Origin of the sequence: Pseudomonas sp. PDM19 (assembly GCF_014852215.1) — a bacterium.
Classification (GTDB): domain Bacteria; phylum Pseudomonadota; class Gammaproteobacteria; order Pseudomonadales; family Pseudomonadaceae; genus Pseudomonas.
The window spans coordinates 709,864-725,634 of sequence record NZ_JACVBG010000003.1 but is presented as its reverse complement, the minus strand read 5'-3'; the positions used below and the strand labels follow the sequence as shown (position 1 = coordinate 725,634).

Genomic DNA, 15,771 nt, shown 5'->3' with positions numbered 1-15,771 from the left:
TCGTTCCTTCACATCACGAGAAATGGGGACGGTCGATGCTGTACATCCAGCGCAACGCCGAGGGGAGAATCTCGCGCGTCGAGGACGCCGAGTTCGACGGAATGACCGGCACCCTGCCGGCGGACCACCCGGACATCCAGGCCTGGGCGGCCGAGAGCAGCCTGCTGCAGCTCAAGCAGAGCGACCTGGACATGATCCGGGTACTGGAAGACTTGATCTCGGTGCTGATCACCAAAGGGGTGATCCGCATCACCGACCTGCCGCCGGCGGCGCGTTCCAAGTTGCTCAACCGGACGCAGGCCCGTGAAGCGCTGGGCGGGCTGACCCGGCTGATCAACGACGACGAGGAAACGGGGCTGATCTGAGCCCCGTTTTTCTTTTCCGGCAAATGTTCCCCTGTAGGGCGCATAACCCGGAACGGGTTATCCGCCGATGCCACGACGGCGGATAACGCTGGCGCGTTATGCGCCCTACGGCCCTGGAACCAAGGCACACGTCGTCCCTGCCGACGGATCGCGGGCATGGCCCGCTCCTACAACGTTACAGACGCATCACCACGGCGCCGGCCCACCGAACAGCTGCCCCTGCACGCCCTGGATACCCATCTCCTTCAGCACCCGGAACTCCCCCGCCGTCTCCACTCGCTCGGCGATCAGCGGCAGGTCGATGCTGTGCGCCGCGCGCTGCATCGCCTCGATGAACAGGCGCTTGTCGTTCTCCTGGTCGATGTGGCGGATGTGGCTGCCATCGACCTTGAGGTACGCCAGCCCCAGCCGCGCCAGGTTGCCGATCATGCTGAAGCGCCCGCCGAAGTGCTGCAGGCTCAGGCGATAGCCCAGCTCGCCGAGGCGGCGGGTCAGCGCTTCCAGCACCGGTTGCGCCGGCAACTGGTCTTCTTCCAGCTCCAGGGTCAGGCGCCCGGCGAATTGCGGGTGCTGGCGCAGCAGGTCGAACACGCGGGTGGTCGCCCATTCATCCCGCAGCAGCGCAGCGGACAGGTTCAGCGCCAGCGGGCGGTTGTGTTTGGCCATGTCGGCCAGCACGCTTTCGAGCATCAGCAGGTCCAGCCGCGCGGTCCAGCCGAAGCGGTCCAGCCAGGGCAGGAAGCGCCCGGCGGCGATGCTGCCGCCCTGCCCGTCCGGCAGGCGCGAGAGCACCTTGTAATGCAGCACCACCTGCGGGTCGGCGCAGGACACCACCGCCTGGAAATGCAGCTGGAAGCGCTTGTGCATCAGCGCCTCGTCCAGCAGCTGGTGCCAGCTGTGGCGCTCCTCGGCGACCGGCTTGGCGCCGCCCTGGAGGAAGGCCCAGCAGCTGTCGTTCTGTCGCTCGGCCTGCACCAGCGCCTCGTCCGCGCGCTGCAACAGCGCCTGCGCCGACTCGCCGGAAACGAAGGGCACCAGCCCCAGGCAAGCCACGGGGCTCACATCGCTGGCGCCGGTGGTGGCCAGTGCGGCGAGCATGCCTTCCAGGCGCATCGCCAGGGCTGGCGCGTCCTCGGGCATCAGCCCCGGCGCCAGCATCACGAACTCGCCGCCACGGCTGCGCGCCAGGGTCAGGCCGGCGCCCAGGCCCTGCCCGGACAGACGCAGCTGGTCAGCCACCGCCTTGAGCAACTGGTCGACGCGCTGGCCGCCCAGGCGCTGGTTCAGCCCGGCGAGGTCGTTGACCCGCAGCACCAGCAGCACGCCGCTGCTGACCTGGTCCTCGGCGCTCAGGCGGTTATTCAATTGCATGTCGAAGAAGCGTCGGTTGCCCAGCCCGGTCAGGCTGTCCTGGTAGGCCTCGTCGCGCAGGCGTTCGCTGCGCTGGGCCTGCTCCTGGAACAGCGCCTTGAGCTTCTCCACCATCTGGTTCATGGCCTGCACCACGCGGCGCAGTTCGGGGGTGCGCGGCAGTTCCGGCAGGCTGAGGAATTCGCGGCGGGCGATGGCGTGGGACTGCGCCACCATGTAGTCCAGCGGCCTGAGCTGGCGACGCAGCAGGATGGCGCCGAGCACGGCGCTGGCGATGCCGCACAGCACCAGCCAGAGCAGGCTGCCCAGGGTGCTCTGCCAGAGCTTGGCGATGGCGAACATCGGGTGGCTGAGCACCTCGACCCGCGCGGCCTGGGTCCAGCCGCGGCTGACGATGGCGTCGCCGCCGGCCGAATGCAGGTCGATCAGAGAGATGAACCACTGCGGCACCTTGGCGGCCACCGCGTCGGGGACCCCGGTGCGCTCCACCATCACCTTGCCGGTGGCCAGGTCGATCACCCGGATGCTCTCGTAGTAGCCGCTGTCGAAGATCGAGCTGACCATCAACTCGACCATCGCCGGGTCGTCGATGTTCGGCGTCAACGACAGTCCCAGCGCGGTGGCCGCGTCCTGGGCGTGGGAGCGCAGCTGGTTGCCGTACTGCTCGCGCGAGCTTTCCAGGCCGACCATGAAGCTGCCGCTGAAGGCGACCACCAGGAACAGGCAGATGGCGATCAACAACTGTTTGAACAGGGACATCGTGTCTCCAGGCTCCCCCCGCGGGAGCTATTCGTGTCGGTGCAGCTATTCGTTCCGTGGCTACTCATCCAGAGGGAAGCCTTCGGCCTTCATCTTCTTCAGCAGGTCCTGCCAGCGCGACAGCCGCTTGCTGTCGCCGACCTGCTTGCCGCCACCCGCGCCATTGCCGGCGAGCCACAGGCCCTCGCCGTTGAACGCGTAGACCGGCTGCAGGTCGCTGCGCTGGCTGGCCGGCAGGATGCTGCCGATCAGGTTGTCCAGCACCAGCGGCACGGCATCGGGCCGTGGGTAGTACGTGAGCACCATGTGCGCCTGGTTCAGGCGCAGCGCCTTGACGTAGGTAATGCGCAGCTTCTGTGCCGGCACGCCCAGGTGTCGCAGGCTGATGTACTTGGCGATGGCGAAATCCTCGCAATCGCCGGCGCCCTTGAGCAAGGCCTCCACCGGCGTGGCCCAGTAGTCCACTTCGTGCCAGAGGCTCAGGTCATCGGTGAAGCGCAGCTGGTCGTTGAAGAATCGATTGACCGCCTGCAACTGGTCGCGCTCACTCGCCGTGGCCTGCTGCGCGAGCAGCTTCTGCCAAGCGTCGATGCGCACCTGGCCTTGACCCAGCGGCCCGTAGAGGCGCGTGGATTGCTGGCTGATCAGCTGGAAGTCCCATTCGGCCTGCTGCGCCCCCGCCAGGACGCCGAGCGAAGCCGCCAGCATCAGGGCCAACGGCCCCGGCCAGCAACGACGCAACACCCTGGAACAACGGTTGAGCACGATCGCGACTACTCGACTGCGAGCGCCGGCAACCAGCTGCCGGCGCAGGGGTCGCATGGTGCAGACTGGCCGCGAAAAAAACAATGGCACAATGCAATCATCGCATTGTGCCATCCAGGGGAGACGCGGCCTGGCGGGGAACCGACCGCGTAGATGGGGAAAGAATCAGCTCTTCTGCGGCGGGGTGACGACGTCGAACCAGAAGTTGAAGTCTTCCAGCATGCCGAACAGCTTGGCCAGCAGCAGCGGGTTGCCCGAGCTCTTGAGCTTGCCCTCGAACACCAGACGCACCGGCGAGACTTCCTTGAGCATCAGGCGATTGAGGTCGGCACGGTCGATGGTCACGGTCTGTCCGGCGTTCTCGCTCTGCACGCCCTTGATGTTGTTCAGGTGCGAGTTCTTCAGCTCCAGCAGGTACTGCTCGTTCTTGTCCGGCAGCACCAGGTTGATGGCGAAGTCCTCGCCCTCGGCCTTCTCGGCATTCAGGCGCACGCCGAGGTAGTCGAACAGCAGGCCGGTGTCCATCGCCGCCAGCGCATCGGGGCTGCCCGATTTCATGGTCGGCATGTCACGCGGCACGCCATTGCGCAGCTCCTGTGCGGCGGTCAGGTAGCTGTTGCGCCAGCCGGCGTTTTCCGCCTGGTAGCCGAGCTGCTCCAGGGCGTCGGCCTGCAGGTTGCGCGCGGCCTGGTTGGTCGGGTCGGCGAAGACCAGCTTGTTGACCACCTCCACCACCCAGCGGTACTCGCCCTTGTCGAAGGACTCCCTGGCCATCTGCAGCAGGTGATCGGCGCCGCCCATGAACTCGACGTACTTCACTGCCGACTCCTCCGGCGCCAGCGGGTTCAGCGTCGCCGGGTTGCTGTCGTAGTAGCCCAGGTACTTGTTCACCACCGCGCGCACGTTGTGGCTGACGCTGCCGTGGTAGCCACGGTTGAACCACTCGTTGGCCAGCTCCGGCGGCACTTTCAGGCGCTCGTGGATCTGGTTGATGGTCACTCCGTTGTTGGCCAGGTGCAGCGTCTGGTCGTTCAGGTAGCCGTACATGTCACGCTGCTTCTCCAGGGTGCGGACGATGTCCTCGTGCCCCCAGCGCGGCCAGTTGTGCACGGCGAACATCACCTCGGCCTTGTCGCCGAACCGGTGCAGCGCCTCGTTGATGTACTTGCTCCAGCCCAGCGGGTCGCGGGTCTCGGCGCCGCGCAGGGTGTAGAGGTTGTGCAGGGTGGCGGTGACGTTCTCGGCCATCAGCAGCGCCTTCTGCTGCGGCAGCCAGACGTTCATCTCCGCCGGCGATTCGGTGCCCGGGGTGTTCTGGAAGGTCACAGGCACGCCGTCGATCTCCATCTCCACCAGCGAGCCATCGACGGTCTTGGTCGGCGCGATGATGCTCATCGGGCCCTTGGCGACGGCCTTGCCGATGGCCATGTCGACGTGGCCTTCCGGGCCCTGCGGCAGCATGGTGCCGTACTGGTAGGTGGCTCGGCGCAGCATGGCGTTGCCGGCCAGCACGTTCTCCTTGATCGCCGCTTCCATGAAGCCCTTGGGCGCGATGATCTGCACCTCGCCCTTGTCCACCTGCTCCTGGCTGACCAGGCCCTTCACGCCGCCGAAGTGGTCGATGTGGGCATGGCTGTAGATGACCGCGCGGATCGGCTTCTGCCCCAGCTCCTGGCTCACCAGGGCGTAGGCGGCCCTGGAAGTCGCCGGGGTGGTCAGGGTGTCGATGACGATCCAGCCGGTCTTGCCTTCGATGAAGGTGGTGTTGGCGAGGTCGAAACCGCGCACCTGGTAGATGCCGTCGGTGACCTTGAACAGGCCGTAGCTGAGGTTCAGCTGGGCCTGGCGCATCAGGCTCGGGTTGACGCTGGCGACGTCCCTGGCGGCCTTGAGGAAGTCGTAGCCGCCCAGTTGCCAGGCCACCGTGCCGTCCTCGTTCTTGATCACGAGGTTCTCGGGGCGCTTGATCAGGCCCTTCTCCACCCGGTCGAAATCGGCACGGTCACTGAACGGCAGCGACTGGCGCACCTGCTCCTGCGAGGCCTGGGTGAAGGAAGTCGGGGGCTTGGGCTGTTCGGCGGCGACCAGCAGGCCGGGGCAGAGGCTGGCGAGCAGCACGGCAGCGGAAAGACGGGACATCGGAAGGCTCCGGAATTTGTTGTTGTGCTCGCACTATGCCGGCCGTCGCGCTAATAATTCCAATGCATTCCAACTTAACAATCAATGCAGGAAGCGCATGAGCGATCTCCGCCAGCTACGCCACTTCGTCGCCCTCGCCGAGCACGGTCACTTCGCCCGCGCCGCCGATGCGGTGAATCTTAGTCAACCCGCCCTGTCGCGGAGCATCCAGGCGCTGGAAGGCCAGCTGAGCTGCCGGCTCGTGGACCGCAACCCGCGCGGCGTCACCCTCACCGCCCATGGCCGGCTGGTGCTCGAACATGCCCGCCGCCTGCTGGCCGGTGACCGTGCGCTGAAGAATGCCGTGCTGCAACTGGCTGACCTGGAGACCGGCGAGCTGCGCCTGGGCGCCGGCCCTTTCCCCGGCGCGCGGCTGATGCCGCAGGTGCTCGCGCGCTATAGCAGTGCGCACCCGAAGGTGTCGGTGCTGCTGTCCATCGAGAACTGGAGCGAGCTGCACCAGCGCCTGCTGGACGACGAACTGGAGCTGTTCATCGCCGACTACCGCGAACTGGAAGGCGACAACCGCCTCGACATCCTGCCGCTGCGGGTACACCGGGGCGTGCTGTTCTGCCGGCCGGGGCATCCGCTGCTCGGCAGCGTGCCGTCGGTGGAGCGTGTGCTCGACTACCCGCTGGCCGGCCCGCGCCTGCCGCGCGACGCCCACGAAGGGCTGGCTCGCACCCTCGGCCGCGAGCAGCCGCTGAGCGTGCAATGCGATGACGTGCTGATGCTCAAGGAGCTGGTGAAAGGCAGCGACGTGCTCTGCCTGGCTACCTGGGATGTGGTGGCCGCAGATGTGCAGGCCGGCAGCCTGGCGGTGCTGCCCTGGCCCAGCAGCGGCGACGTGGCAGGACGCGGCTCCGCCTATGCCCTGGTACGCCACGCCAGCCGCAGCCTGTCGCCTGCGGCCAGCCAGTTCGTCGAGTTGTTGCTGGAGGAAGACGCGGCGTTCAACGCCGCGTCATGAGGCTCAACGGCGCCAGCCCTGGTAAGGGCCACCGTAATAGGCCGGCGGCGGCGCCGGGCGATAGTAGTGCGGCCGGTCATGCCAGCCACCACGGTCGTGGTCATGCTCGTAGACCACGCAGCCGGTCAACGGAAGGATCATCAGTACAGCAGCGAAGAAACGACGCATGGCGCCTCCATCAGGCGAGCCGGCCGCCCCGCCGGGGTGCGGGGCGTACATTCTTCCGGTCTCACAAGATCAGACATGTCTGTCAGAAGGCGGTGCCGCGGCGAAAGGTAAAGCTTGGGTAAATCAGCCGTTTACAGTGGCCAGACGGCGAACCTTGCGGCTCTGCAGGTGGAGCACGCCGAACAGCAGCACCTGCACCTGCTCCAGCCAGGAACGGCGGCGCGCCAGCAACAGCACCTCGCCCACATGTACCACCAACAGGATCGCGGAGAGCCACAACAGCGGGCGATGCAGCTCGCCGAACGGGTAGATCAGGTTGAGCACGGCGGCGACCCAGAACATGGTCAGCGCGCCCTTGGCGAAGCTCAGCAACTCGGACATGGCGATGGATTCCTCAAGGTGAAGGTGACTGCAGTCTGCCGCCCGGCACGCCCCGCCCGCTCCTGCCTTTCGACTGGCCCCGCGCACCAGGATGCGGCGTCGCGCTTCATTTGAGGGCGGCGCAACGCTCCGGCTTGCAGCGAAACCTCCACCCCGATCCAGCGCAGCCCTTCTGCCCCGGCACTTTCGCCAACTTGGCACGCCGCTCGCTTTGTATCGAGTGTGCAGGATCGATCCGAAGCATTCGGAAAGCGGCACCACAATCTGACAATGGATGACTAGGGTTCCGGCTCGCGCAGCGAGTGACTGGTCCGAGAGTCATCGACCTCCAGCGAGGTTACACGGCGGGACAAAAGCCCGGGAGACGAGAGCGACAAGTGCCGCCCGACTCCTGCCTGCCCGCCAATCGACTGGAGATGCTCCATGCGCAAGCCCCTTCTGACCGCCCTGTTCGCCGCCGGCCTCGCCGCCTTCAGCCTCTCAGCCTCCGCCGCCGCGAAGAACAGCTTCAACCTCTGCTGGACCATCTACGCCGGCTGGATGCCCTGGGAGTACGCGGCCAGCCACGGCATCGTCGACAAGTGGGCGAAGAAGTACGGCATCGAGATCAAGGTCACCCAGCTCAACGACTACATCGAGTCGATCAACCAGTACACCGCGGGCCAGTTCGACGGCTGCACCATGACCAACATGGACGCCCTGACCATCCCCGCCGCCGGCGGCGTCGACTCCACCGCGCTGATCGTCAGCGACTTTTCCAACGGCAACGACGGCATCGTCATCAAGGGTGAAGGCAAGACCCTGGCCGACCTCAAGGGCATGAACGTCAACCTGGTGGAGCTGTCCGTCTCCCACTACCTGCTCGCCCGCGCCCTGGAGAACGCCCGCCTCAGCGAGAAGGACGTGAAGACGGTGAACACCTCCGACGCCGACATCGCCGCCGCCTTCAACACCGACGACGTGCAGGCCGTGACCACCTGGAACCCGATGCTCGCCGAGGCCCGCGCCAAGCCGGGCACCACCGAGGTGTTCAACTCCAGCCAGGTCCCCGGCGAGATCATGGACATGATGGTGGTCAACAGCACGGTCCTGAAGGACAACCCCGCCCTGGGCAAGGCCCTGACCGGCGCCTGGTTCGAAACCGTGGCGCTGATGCAGGGCGAAAGCGCCGAGACCCGCGCCGCGCTGGAGCACATGGCCAAGGCCTCGGGCACCGACCTCGCCGGTTACCAGAGCCAGCTCGCTACTACCAAATTGTTTGCCACTGCGCAGGAAGCACTGGCCTTCGCCACCAGCCCGAAACTGCCGGCGACCATGGACAAGGTCGCGGCCTTCTCCTTCGCCCACGGCCTGCTCGGCGAGGGCGCGAAAAGCGCCGAAGCGGTCGGCATGAGCTTCGCCGGCGACCTCACCACCGGCGACGCGCAGAACCTCAAGCTGCGCTTCGACCCGACCTACGTGCAGATGGCGGCCGACGGCAAGCTCTGACCAACCCACCGCGTCCCTCGTAGGGCGAATAACCGTTTGCGGTTATCCGCCGTCCCGACGCCACGGCGGATAACGCGCTCCGCGTTATCCGCCCTACGAATCGACAGGTACGAAACATGCGCCTGATCAACCGAACCCCCGACCGCAGCGGCCGCCTGTTCCTCGTGCTGCTGCCCTTTGCCCTGCTGCTGTTCGCCTACTTCGCAGGCTCCACGGCGCGGCTGGCGGAGAACCCCAACGACAAGCTGCTGCCCAGCGCCGCGCAGATGGCCGACGCGGTGAACCGCCTGGCCCTCAGTGAAGACAAGCGCACCGGCGAAGTGCTGTTCTGGAAGGACACCGGCGCCAGCCTGCAACGCCTTGGGATGGGCCTGTCCATCGCCGCCCTGCTCGGCCTGGTACTGGGTATCGCCGCCGGCAGCGTGCCGCTGTTCGGCGCGCCGCTCTCGCCCCTGCTCACCGTGCTGTCGATGATCCCGCCGCTGGCGATCCTGCCGGTGCTGTTCATCGTCTTCGGCCTCGGCGAGCTGTCCAAGGTGGTGCTGATCGTCATCGGCGTCGCCCCCTGCATCGCCCGCGATATCGAACAGCGCGCCCGGGAAATCCCCCGCGAGCTGCTGATCAAGGCGCAGACCCTCGGCGCCAGCACCTGGACGCTGATCCTGCGCGTGGTGCTGCCGCAACTGCTGCCGCGCCTGCTGATCTCCCTGCGCCTGATGCTCGGCTCGGCCTGGCTGTTCCTCATCGCCGCCGAGGCCATCGCCTCCACCGACGGCCTGGGCTACCGCATCTTCCTGGTGCGCCGCTACCTGGCCATGGACGTGATCCTGCCCTACGTGGTGTGGATCACCGCGCTGGCCTGGCTGATGGACTGGGCGCTGCGCGCGCTCACCCGGCGCGCCTTCCCCTGGTACGAAGGAGCCAAGGCATGAGCTTCATCCAGGTGAAGAACGTCTGGCAGGAGTACGACGGCAACGTGGTGCTCGAACGCCTGAATCTCGAGGTGAAGGAAGGCGAGTTCTGCACCCTGGTCGGCGCCTCCGGCTGCGGCAAGTCCACCTTCCTGCGCCTGCTGCTCGGCCAGGAACGTCCCAGCCGCGGGGAGTTGCTGCTCGAAGGTCAGCCGCTGGCCGCAGAGCCCGACCCCAGCCGTGGCGTGGTGTTCCAGCGCTACTCGGTGTTCCCGCATCTTTCCGTGCTCGACAACGTCGCCCTTGGCCTGGAACTGCCGCGCTCGCCGCTGCTCGGCCGGCTGTTCGGCAGCACCAAGCGCGAGGCTCGCGAACAGGCCGCCGAGTTGCTCAAGCGCGTCGGCCTTGGCCATGCGTTGCAGCAGTACCCGAGCGCCCTCTCCGGCGGCATGCAGCAACGCCTGGCCATCGCCCAGGCGCTGGTGATGAAGCCGCGCGTGCTGCTGCTCGACGAACCCTTCGGCGCGCTGGACCCGGGCATCCGCAAGGACATGCACGCCCTGCTGCTGGAGCTGTGGCAGGAAACCCGGCTCACCGTGTTCATGGTCACCCACGACCTCGCCGAGGGCTTCAGCCTGGGCACCCGCCTGCTGGTCTTCGACAAGGTCCGCCACGACCCGCAGGCGCCCAACGCCTACGGCGCCCGCATCACCTACGACATCCCGCTCAACGCCGACCGCCGGGCCGCCCGCGCCGCCCTGCCAGCCACGCTCGCCGCGCGCCTGCAACCGGCCGCCGAGCCCGCGATCACGCCGGCCTACCAAGGAGCCCGCCATGAACGAACTGCGCACCACCCTCTATGAAGAAACCGTCCCCGGCGGCGGCCACACCTCCTTCGTGCTCAAGCGCGGCCAGTTGCTGCGCCTGACCGACCTGGAAGGCGGCGGCAACGCCAGCGTGCTGCTGTTCAATGCCGCCGAAAAAAGCGAGCGGCTGAACCTGCCCGACAGCCTCAAGTGCCAGCACACCGCGCGCCTCACCGCCGGCCACTGCCTGTACTCGGACATGGGCCGCGTGCTGGCCGCCATCACCGCCGACAGCTGCGGCTGGCACGACAGCTTCGGCGGCGTGCTGAACGCCGCCGAGGTGCAGGAGAAGTACGGCGCGGGCCGCTACCAGGAACTGCGTAACAGCTTCCACCGCAACGGCGTGGACAACCTGCTGGTGGAAATGGGCAAGTGGGACATGCGCCTGCAGGACCTGCTGATGTGCCTGAACCTGTTCAGCCGCGTGGACGTCGACGCCGATGGCTGCTTCCGCTTCGCCCAGGGCAACTCGAAAGCCGGCGACTACGTCGAGCTCTACGCGCCGATGGACACCCTCGTCGTGCTCACCGCCCTGCAACACCCGCTGGACCCGAACCCGCAGTACGCGCCCAAGCCCATCGGCCTGGCCTGGCAGCAGGTCGCGTCCGACGGCATCAGCGTGCTCTGCCGCACTTCCCGCGCGGAGAACGGCCGCGGCTTTCACAACACCGAACGCCAGTACCTGTAAGGAGCGCGAGCATGCCCATCGTCCCCAGCGACAAACACCCCGAAGCCTGCGTCTCGCGCACCCTGATCCCGGCCGGCGAACCCAGCCTCACCGAACTCAAGGCCGGGCAGACCCTGCGCATCCTCGACCTGGAAGGCAACCAGGCGGTGGACACGCTGTTCTTCAGCGCCGCCAACCCACGCGAGCGCTACGACGTGCAGCGCACCCTGCGCAAGCAGGGGCAGGTCTACCTCAGCGCCGGCAGCGTGCTCTGGTCCAACCTCGGCAACCCGATGCTGACCATCAGCGCCGACACCTGCGGTCGCCACGACACCCTCGGCGGCGCCTGCGCCCAGGAGAGCAACACCGTGCGCTACGCCCTGGACAAGCGCTACATGCACAGCTGCCGCGACAACTTCCTGCGCGCCAGCCTGCACGACGGCCGCCTGAGCAAGGCCGACATCAGCCACAACATCAACTTCTTCATGAACGTGCCGGTCACCGCCGAGGGCGGCCTGACCTTCGAGGACGGCATCTCCGGCGCCGGCAAGTACGTCGAGCTGCTCGCCCACATGGACGTCATCGTCCTGATCTCCAACTGCCCGCAGCTCAACAATCCCTGCAACGGCTGGAACCCGACCCCAGCGGAGCTGCTGGTATGGGACTGAAGCGGCTGCACACGGCAGGCGATGGGCTGCACGTGCTGCGGCGCTGGCTGTACATCCTCAGCCAGAGCCGGAGTGCCCAATGCAGCCCGGCGCTGCGGACTGCCAGAACCTGCATCGAACGGACTTCGCCCGAGCCCCGGAGCTGACCGAGTAGGGCGCATAACGCGCCAGCGTTATCCGCCAAACAGATCGCGCGTGGCCGGACGGCGGATGGATAAAGCACATCCGCCCTACGGCAGCATGAACCTGCCCCGGACGACCGGGATAGGCACCGAATGACGGCGGGACGGCCCGCCACCCCATGGGGACGCCCTCATGTTCGACAAGCTCCTGATCGCCAACCGCGGCGCAATCGCCTGCCGCATCCTGCGCACCCTTCGTGAGCTGCAAGTAGAGGGCGTGGCCGTCTACTCCGAAGCCGACGCCGCCAGCCTGCACATCCAGCAGGCCGACCAGGCCATCAGCCTCGGCGAAGGCCCCGCGTCGAGCACCTACCTGGTGGTCGAGAAGATTCTCCAGGCTGCCCGCGACAGCGGCGCGAAAGCGATCCACCCCGGCTACGGCTTCCTCTCCGAGAACGCCGCCTTCGCCGAAGCCTGCGAGGCCGCCGACATCGCCTTCGTCGGCCCGACGCCGGAACAGCTGCGCCTGTTCGGCCTCAAGCACACCGCCCGCGCGCTGGCCCGAGAACAGGGCGTGCCGATGCTCGAAGGCACCGACCTGCTGGAAGACCTCGACGCCGCCCTGCGCGCTGGCGAGCAAGTCGGCTACCCGGTGATGCTCAAGAGCACCGCCGGTGGCGGCGGCATCGGCATGCGCGTGTGCCGCTCGGCGGACGAGCTGCGCGACGCCTTCGACGCAGTAAAGCGCCTGGGTCAGAACAACTTCAGCGACTCGGGCGTGTTCATCGAGAAGTACATCCAGCGCGCCCGCCACCTGGAAGTGCAGGTGTTCGGCGATGGCCAGGGCGAGGTCATCGCCCTGGGCGTGCGCGACTGCTCGGTGCAGCGGCGCAACCAGAAGGTGCTGGAGGAAACCCCCGCGCCCAACCTGCCAGCCGGCATGGCCGAAGCCCTCTGCGCAGCGGCGATCCAGATGGCAAAAGCGGTCAGCTACCGCAGCGCCGGCACCGTGGAATTCGTCTACGACAGCGAGGCACAGGACTTCTACTTCCTCGAAGTGAACACCCGCCTGCAGGTGGAGCACGGCGTCACCGAACAGGTCTGGGGCGTCGACCTGGTGCGCTGGATGATCGAACTGGCCGCGGGCGACCTGCCACCCCTGGCCGAGCTCGCGGCCACGCTGGAGCCCAGCGGCCACGCCATCCAGGCGCGCCTCTACGCCGAAGACCCCGGCCGCGACTTCCAGCCCTGCCCCGGCCTGCTCACCGCCGTGCAATTCCCGCCGGCCGACGGCAAGGCGCTGCGCATCGACACCTGGGTCGAAGCCGGCTGCGAGATTCCGCCCTACTTCGACCCGATGATCGCCAAGCTCATCGCCTGGGCGCCGACCCGCGAACAGGCCGGCGCCGGCCTCGACCGCGCCCTCGGCGAAAGCCAGCTCTACGGCGTGGAATGCAACCGCGACTACCTGCGGCAGATTCTCGCGGACGCTCCCTTCGCCAGTGGCTCGCCCTGGACCCGTTGCCTGGAAGGCCTGCGCTACCGCGCGCAGACCTTCGAAGTGCTCAGCGCCGGCACCCAGACCAGCGTGCAGGACTACCCCGGCCGCCTAGGCTACTGGGCCGTGGGCGTGCCACCGTCCGGCCCGATGGACGACCGCGCGCTGCGCCTGGGCAACGCCCTGCTGGGCAACCCCGAAGGCGCCGCCGCGCTGGAAATCACCATGAGCGGCCCGACCCTGCGCTTCAACACCGACGCGGTGGTCGCCATCACCGGCGCGGCGCTGCCGATCAGCCTGGATGGCGTCGAGCAGCCGATGAACACTTCGCTGTTCATCGCCGCCGGCTCCACCCTCAGCCTCGGCACCGTTGGCGGCGCTGGCGCACGCAGCTACCTGTGCCTGCGCGGTGGCCTGCAGGTGCCGGACTACCTGGGCAGCAAGAGCACCTTCACCCTCGGCCAGTTCGGCGGCCATGGCGGCCGCGCGCTGCGCGCCGGCGATGTGCTGCACCTGGCCGAACTGGCAGACGACAGCCATGGCGCCAGCCTGCCTGCCGCACTGCGCACCGAGCTGCCGGCCGTAAGGCAAATCCGCGTGATCTACGGCCCCCACGGCGCACCGGAATATTTCACTGCGCCCTACATCGACACCTTCTTTGCCACCGACTGGGAAGTGCACTTCAACTCCAGCCGCACCGGCGTGCGCCTGATCGGCCCGAAGCCGGAATGGGTGCGCGAGAGCGGCGGCGAGGCGGGCCTGCACCCGTCGAACATCCATGACAACCCCTACGCCATCGGTGCGGTGGACTTCACCGGCGACATGCCGGTGATCCTCGGCCCGGACGGCCCGAGCCTGGGCGGCTTCGTCTGCCCGGTGACGGTGATCGAGGCCGACCTCTGGCAACTCGGCCAGCTCAAGGCCGGGGACAAGGTGCGATTCCTGCCGGTGGATATTTCCACCGCCCGCGCGCTTGCGGCTTTTCGCAGGACCGAGGGGGGCGCCTCAGCCCTTGCTCGCGAACCTCATGTCACCGGCGCTCCAGACGGAACTCCGTTCGCGAGCAAGCTCGCTACAGGTCAGGCGAACCACGGCGCCACCGGTTTCCCCTCACCCCAGCCCTCTCCCGGAGGGAGAGGGAGCAGTCCGGCGTTGTCGGCGGGCACAGTGTTTCCCGGTGGCACGGACAGCCCCCTCTCCCGCTTGCGGGAGAGGGCGGGGGGTGAGGGCAGCCCGAGCACCAGTCTCCCCAGCCCCATCGTCCTCGACCTCGGCCAGGACGACACCCGCCTGGTCGCCCGCCTCTCCGGCGACACCCACCTGCTGCTGGAAATCGGCCAGCCCGAGCTGGACCTGGTCCTGCGCTTCCGCGCCCACGCGCTGATGCAGGCGCTGGAAGCCAAGGCACTGGCCGGCGTGATCGACCTCACCCCCGGCATCCGCTCGCTGCAGGTGCACTACCAGCCGGAAACGCTGCCGCTGCAAAGCCTGCTGGAAACCGTCGCCGGCCTGTGGGACGCCGTCTGCGCCGCCCAGGACCTCAAGGTGCCGTCGCGCATCGTGCACCTGCCGCTGTCCTGGGACGACCCGGCCTGCCAGCTGGCCATCGAGAAGTACATGACCACCGTGCGCAAGGACGCGCCCTGGTGCCCGAGCAACCTGGAGTTCATCCGCCGCATCAACGAGCTGCCGGACCTGGAGGCGGTGTACCGCACGGTGTTCGAGGCCAGCTACCTGGTGATGGGCCTGGGCGACGTCTACCTCGGCGCGCCGGTGGCCACGCCGCTGGACCCGCGCCACCGCCTGGTGACCACCAAGTACAACCCGGCACGCACCTGGACTGCGGAAAACTCCGTGGGCATCGGCGGCGCGTACATGTGCGTCTACGGCATGGAGGGCCCCGGCGGCTACCAGTTCGTTGGCCGCACCCTGCAGATGTGGAACCGCTACCGCGCAGTCGCGGCGTTCGACGGCAAGCCCTGGCTGCTGCGCTTCTTCGACCAGGTACGGTTCTACCCGGTGTCCGCCGAGGAGCTGCTGCGCATCCGCCGTGACTTCCCGCTGGGCCGCTTCCCGCTGCGCATCGAGCACAGCGAACTGCGCCTGGCCGACTACCAGCAGTTCCTTGCCGAGGAAGCGCAGAGCATCGCCGCCTTCCGCAGCCACCAGCGCGCCGCCTTCGACGCCGAGCGTGAGCGCTGGATCGCCTCCGGCCAGGCCCACTTCGAGAGCGAGGAGGCCGCCGCCGATACCGGCGAGGAGGCCCCGCTCGGCGCCGGCCAGCACGCCGTCGAGAGCCACATCGCCGGCAATCTCTGGCAGGTGCAGGTGGAAGCCGGCGCCAGCGTGAAGGCCGGCGACATCCTGGTGATCCTCGAATCCATGAAGATGGAAATCCCCCTCACTGCCCCGCGCGACGGCGTAGTCCGCGAGGTCCGCGTGCAGCCCGGCTCGCCGGTGCGCGCGGGGCAGCGGGTGGTGGTGATGGAGGAGGCTTGAGCTGGCACCGCAGAAATTGCGAGAGCCCCTCTCCCCAGCACAGGAACCCGAAACCACGACACACCGACTGGTGGGTCGTGCTTGGAAACAGACAC

13 protein-coding genes and 1 riboswitch are annotated in these 15,771 nt (G+C 67.6%); of the genes, 8 read left to right on the top strand and 5 right to left on the bottom strand.

The annotated features are described in order from the left end of the window. Positions 1–35: 35 nt before the first annotated feature. Positions 36–365, top strand: coding sequence for a tryptophan synthase subunit beta (locus IB273_RS19300; protein WP_081517608.1), 330 nt, complete (start codon positions 36–38; stop codon positions 363–365). Positions 366–551: 186 nt separating this feature from the next. On the opposite strand, the gene lapD is transcribed toward IB273_RS19300, so the two are convergent. From lapD to IB273_RS19285, 3 genes are all read right to left on the bottom strand, one after another. Further along, positions 552–2,495, bottom strand: a complete 1,944-nt coding sequence (gene lapD, locus IB273_RS19295) for a cyclic di-GMP receptor LapD (protein ID WP_081517607.1) — start codon at positions 2,493–2,495, stop codon at positions 552–554. Between the two features lie 60 nt (positions 2,496–2,555). Then, positions 2,556–3,203: a cysteine protease LapG gene (gene lapG, locus IB273_RS19290; RefSeq protein WP_192224792.1), complete on the bottom strand. Its 648-nt coding sequence runs from the start codon at positions 3,201–3,203 to the stop codon at positions 2,556–2,558. A gap of 222 nt (positions 3,204–3,425) precedes the next feature. After that, the gene (locus IB273_RS19285) at positions 3,426–5,399 is read right to left on the bottom strand and encodes an alkyl/aryl-sulfatase (RefSeq protein WP_192224791.1); all 1,974 of its coding nucleotides are present in this window, start codon (positions 5,397–5,399) and stop codon (positions 3,426–3,428) included. Between the two features lie 97 nt (positions 5,400–5,496). Here IB273_RS19285 and IB273_RS19280 point away from each other — a divergent pair, with 97 nt between their 5' ends. Further along, entirely contained in the window at positions 5,497–6,408 is a 912-nt protein-coding gene (locus IB273_RS19280) for a LysR family transcriptional regulator (protein ID WP_192224790.1), read from the top strand. A 3-nt stretch (positions 6,409–6,411) separates the two neighbouring features. Here IB273_RS19280 and IB273_RS19275 read toward each other — a convergent pair whose 3' ends face one another. Together IB273_RS19275 and IB273_RS19270 are read right to left on the bottom strand one after the other, a co-directional pair. Beyond that, entirely contained in the window at positions 6,412–6,576 is a 165-nt protein-coding gene (locus tag IB273_RS19275) for a hypothetical protein (RefSeq protein ID WP_167523272.1), read from the bottom strand. 123 nt (positions 6,577–6,699) lie between these two features. Further along, on the bottom strand, positions 6,700–6,957 hold the full coding sequence (locus IB273_RS19270) for a DUF1145 domain-containing protein (RefSeq protein ID WP_081517603.1): 258 nt from the start codon (positions 6,955–6,957) through the stop codon (positions 6,700–6,702). Positions 6,958–7,224: 267 nt separating this feature from the next. After that, a riboswitch (guanidine-I (ykkC/yxkD leader) is annotated at positions 7,225–7,323 on the top strand. 57 nt (positions 7,324–7,380) lie between these two features. Between IB273_RS19270 and IB273_RS19265 the strand changes: the two genes are divergently transcribed. From IB273_RS19265 to IB273_RS19240, 6 genes are all read left to right on the top strand, one after another. Then, entirely contained in the window at positions 7,381–8,445 is a 1,065-nt protein-coding gene (locus IB273_RS19265; RefSeq protein ID WP_192224789.1) for a putative urea ABC transporter substrate-binding protein, read from the top strand. A gap of 116 nt (positions 8,446–8,561) precedes the next feature. Continuing rightward, entirely contained in the window at positions 8,562–9,377 is an 816-nt protein-coding gene (locus tag IB273_RS19260) for an ABC transporter permease (protein ID WP_081517601.1), read from the top strand. Further along, a complete protein-coding gene (locus IB273_RS19255; protein WP_192224788.1) occupies positions 9,374–10,219 on the top strand; it encodes an ABC transporter ATP-binding protein in 846 nt (281 codons plus the stop codon). Before IB273_RS19260 ends, IB273_RS19255 begins: the two co-directional genes overlap by 4 nt. Further along, positions 10,191–10,910 carry an urea amidolyase associated protein UAAP1 gene (locus IB273_RS19250; protein ID WP_192224787.1) on the top strand — a complete coding sequence of 240 codons (720 nt, stop codon included), beginning with the start codon at positions 10,191–10,193 and terminating at the stop codon, positions 10,908–10,910. Before IB273_RS19255 ends, IB273_RS19250 begins: the two co-directional genes overlap by 29 nt. 11 nt (positions 10,911–10,921) lie before the next feature. After that, positions 10,922–11,557, top strand: a complete 636-nt coding sequence (locus tag IB273_RS19245; RefSeq protein ID WP_192224786.1) for an urea amidolyase associated protein UAAP2 — start codon at positions 10,922–10,924, stop codon at positions 11,555–11,557. Between the two features lie 315 nt (positions 11,558–11,872). Next, positions 11,873–15,676: a 5-oxoprolinase/urea amidolyase family protein gene (locus IB273_RS19240; RefSeq protein WP_192224785.1), complete on the top strand. Its 3,804-nt coding sequence runs from the start codon at positions 11,873–11,875 to the stop codon at positions 15,674–15,676. The last annotated feature ends 95 nt before the right edge of the window (positions 15,677–15,771 follow it).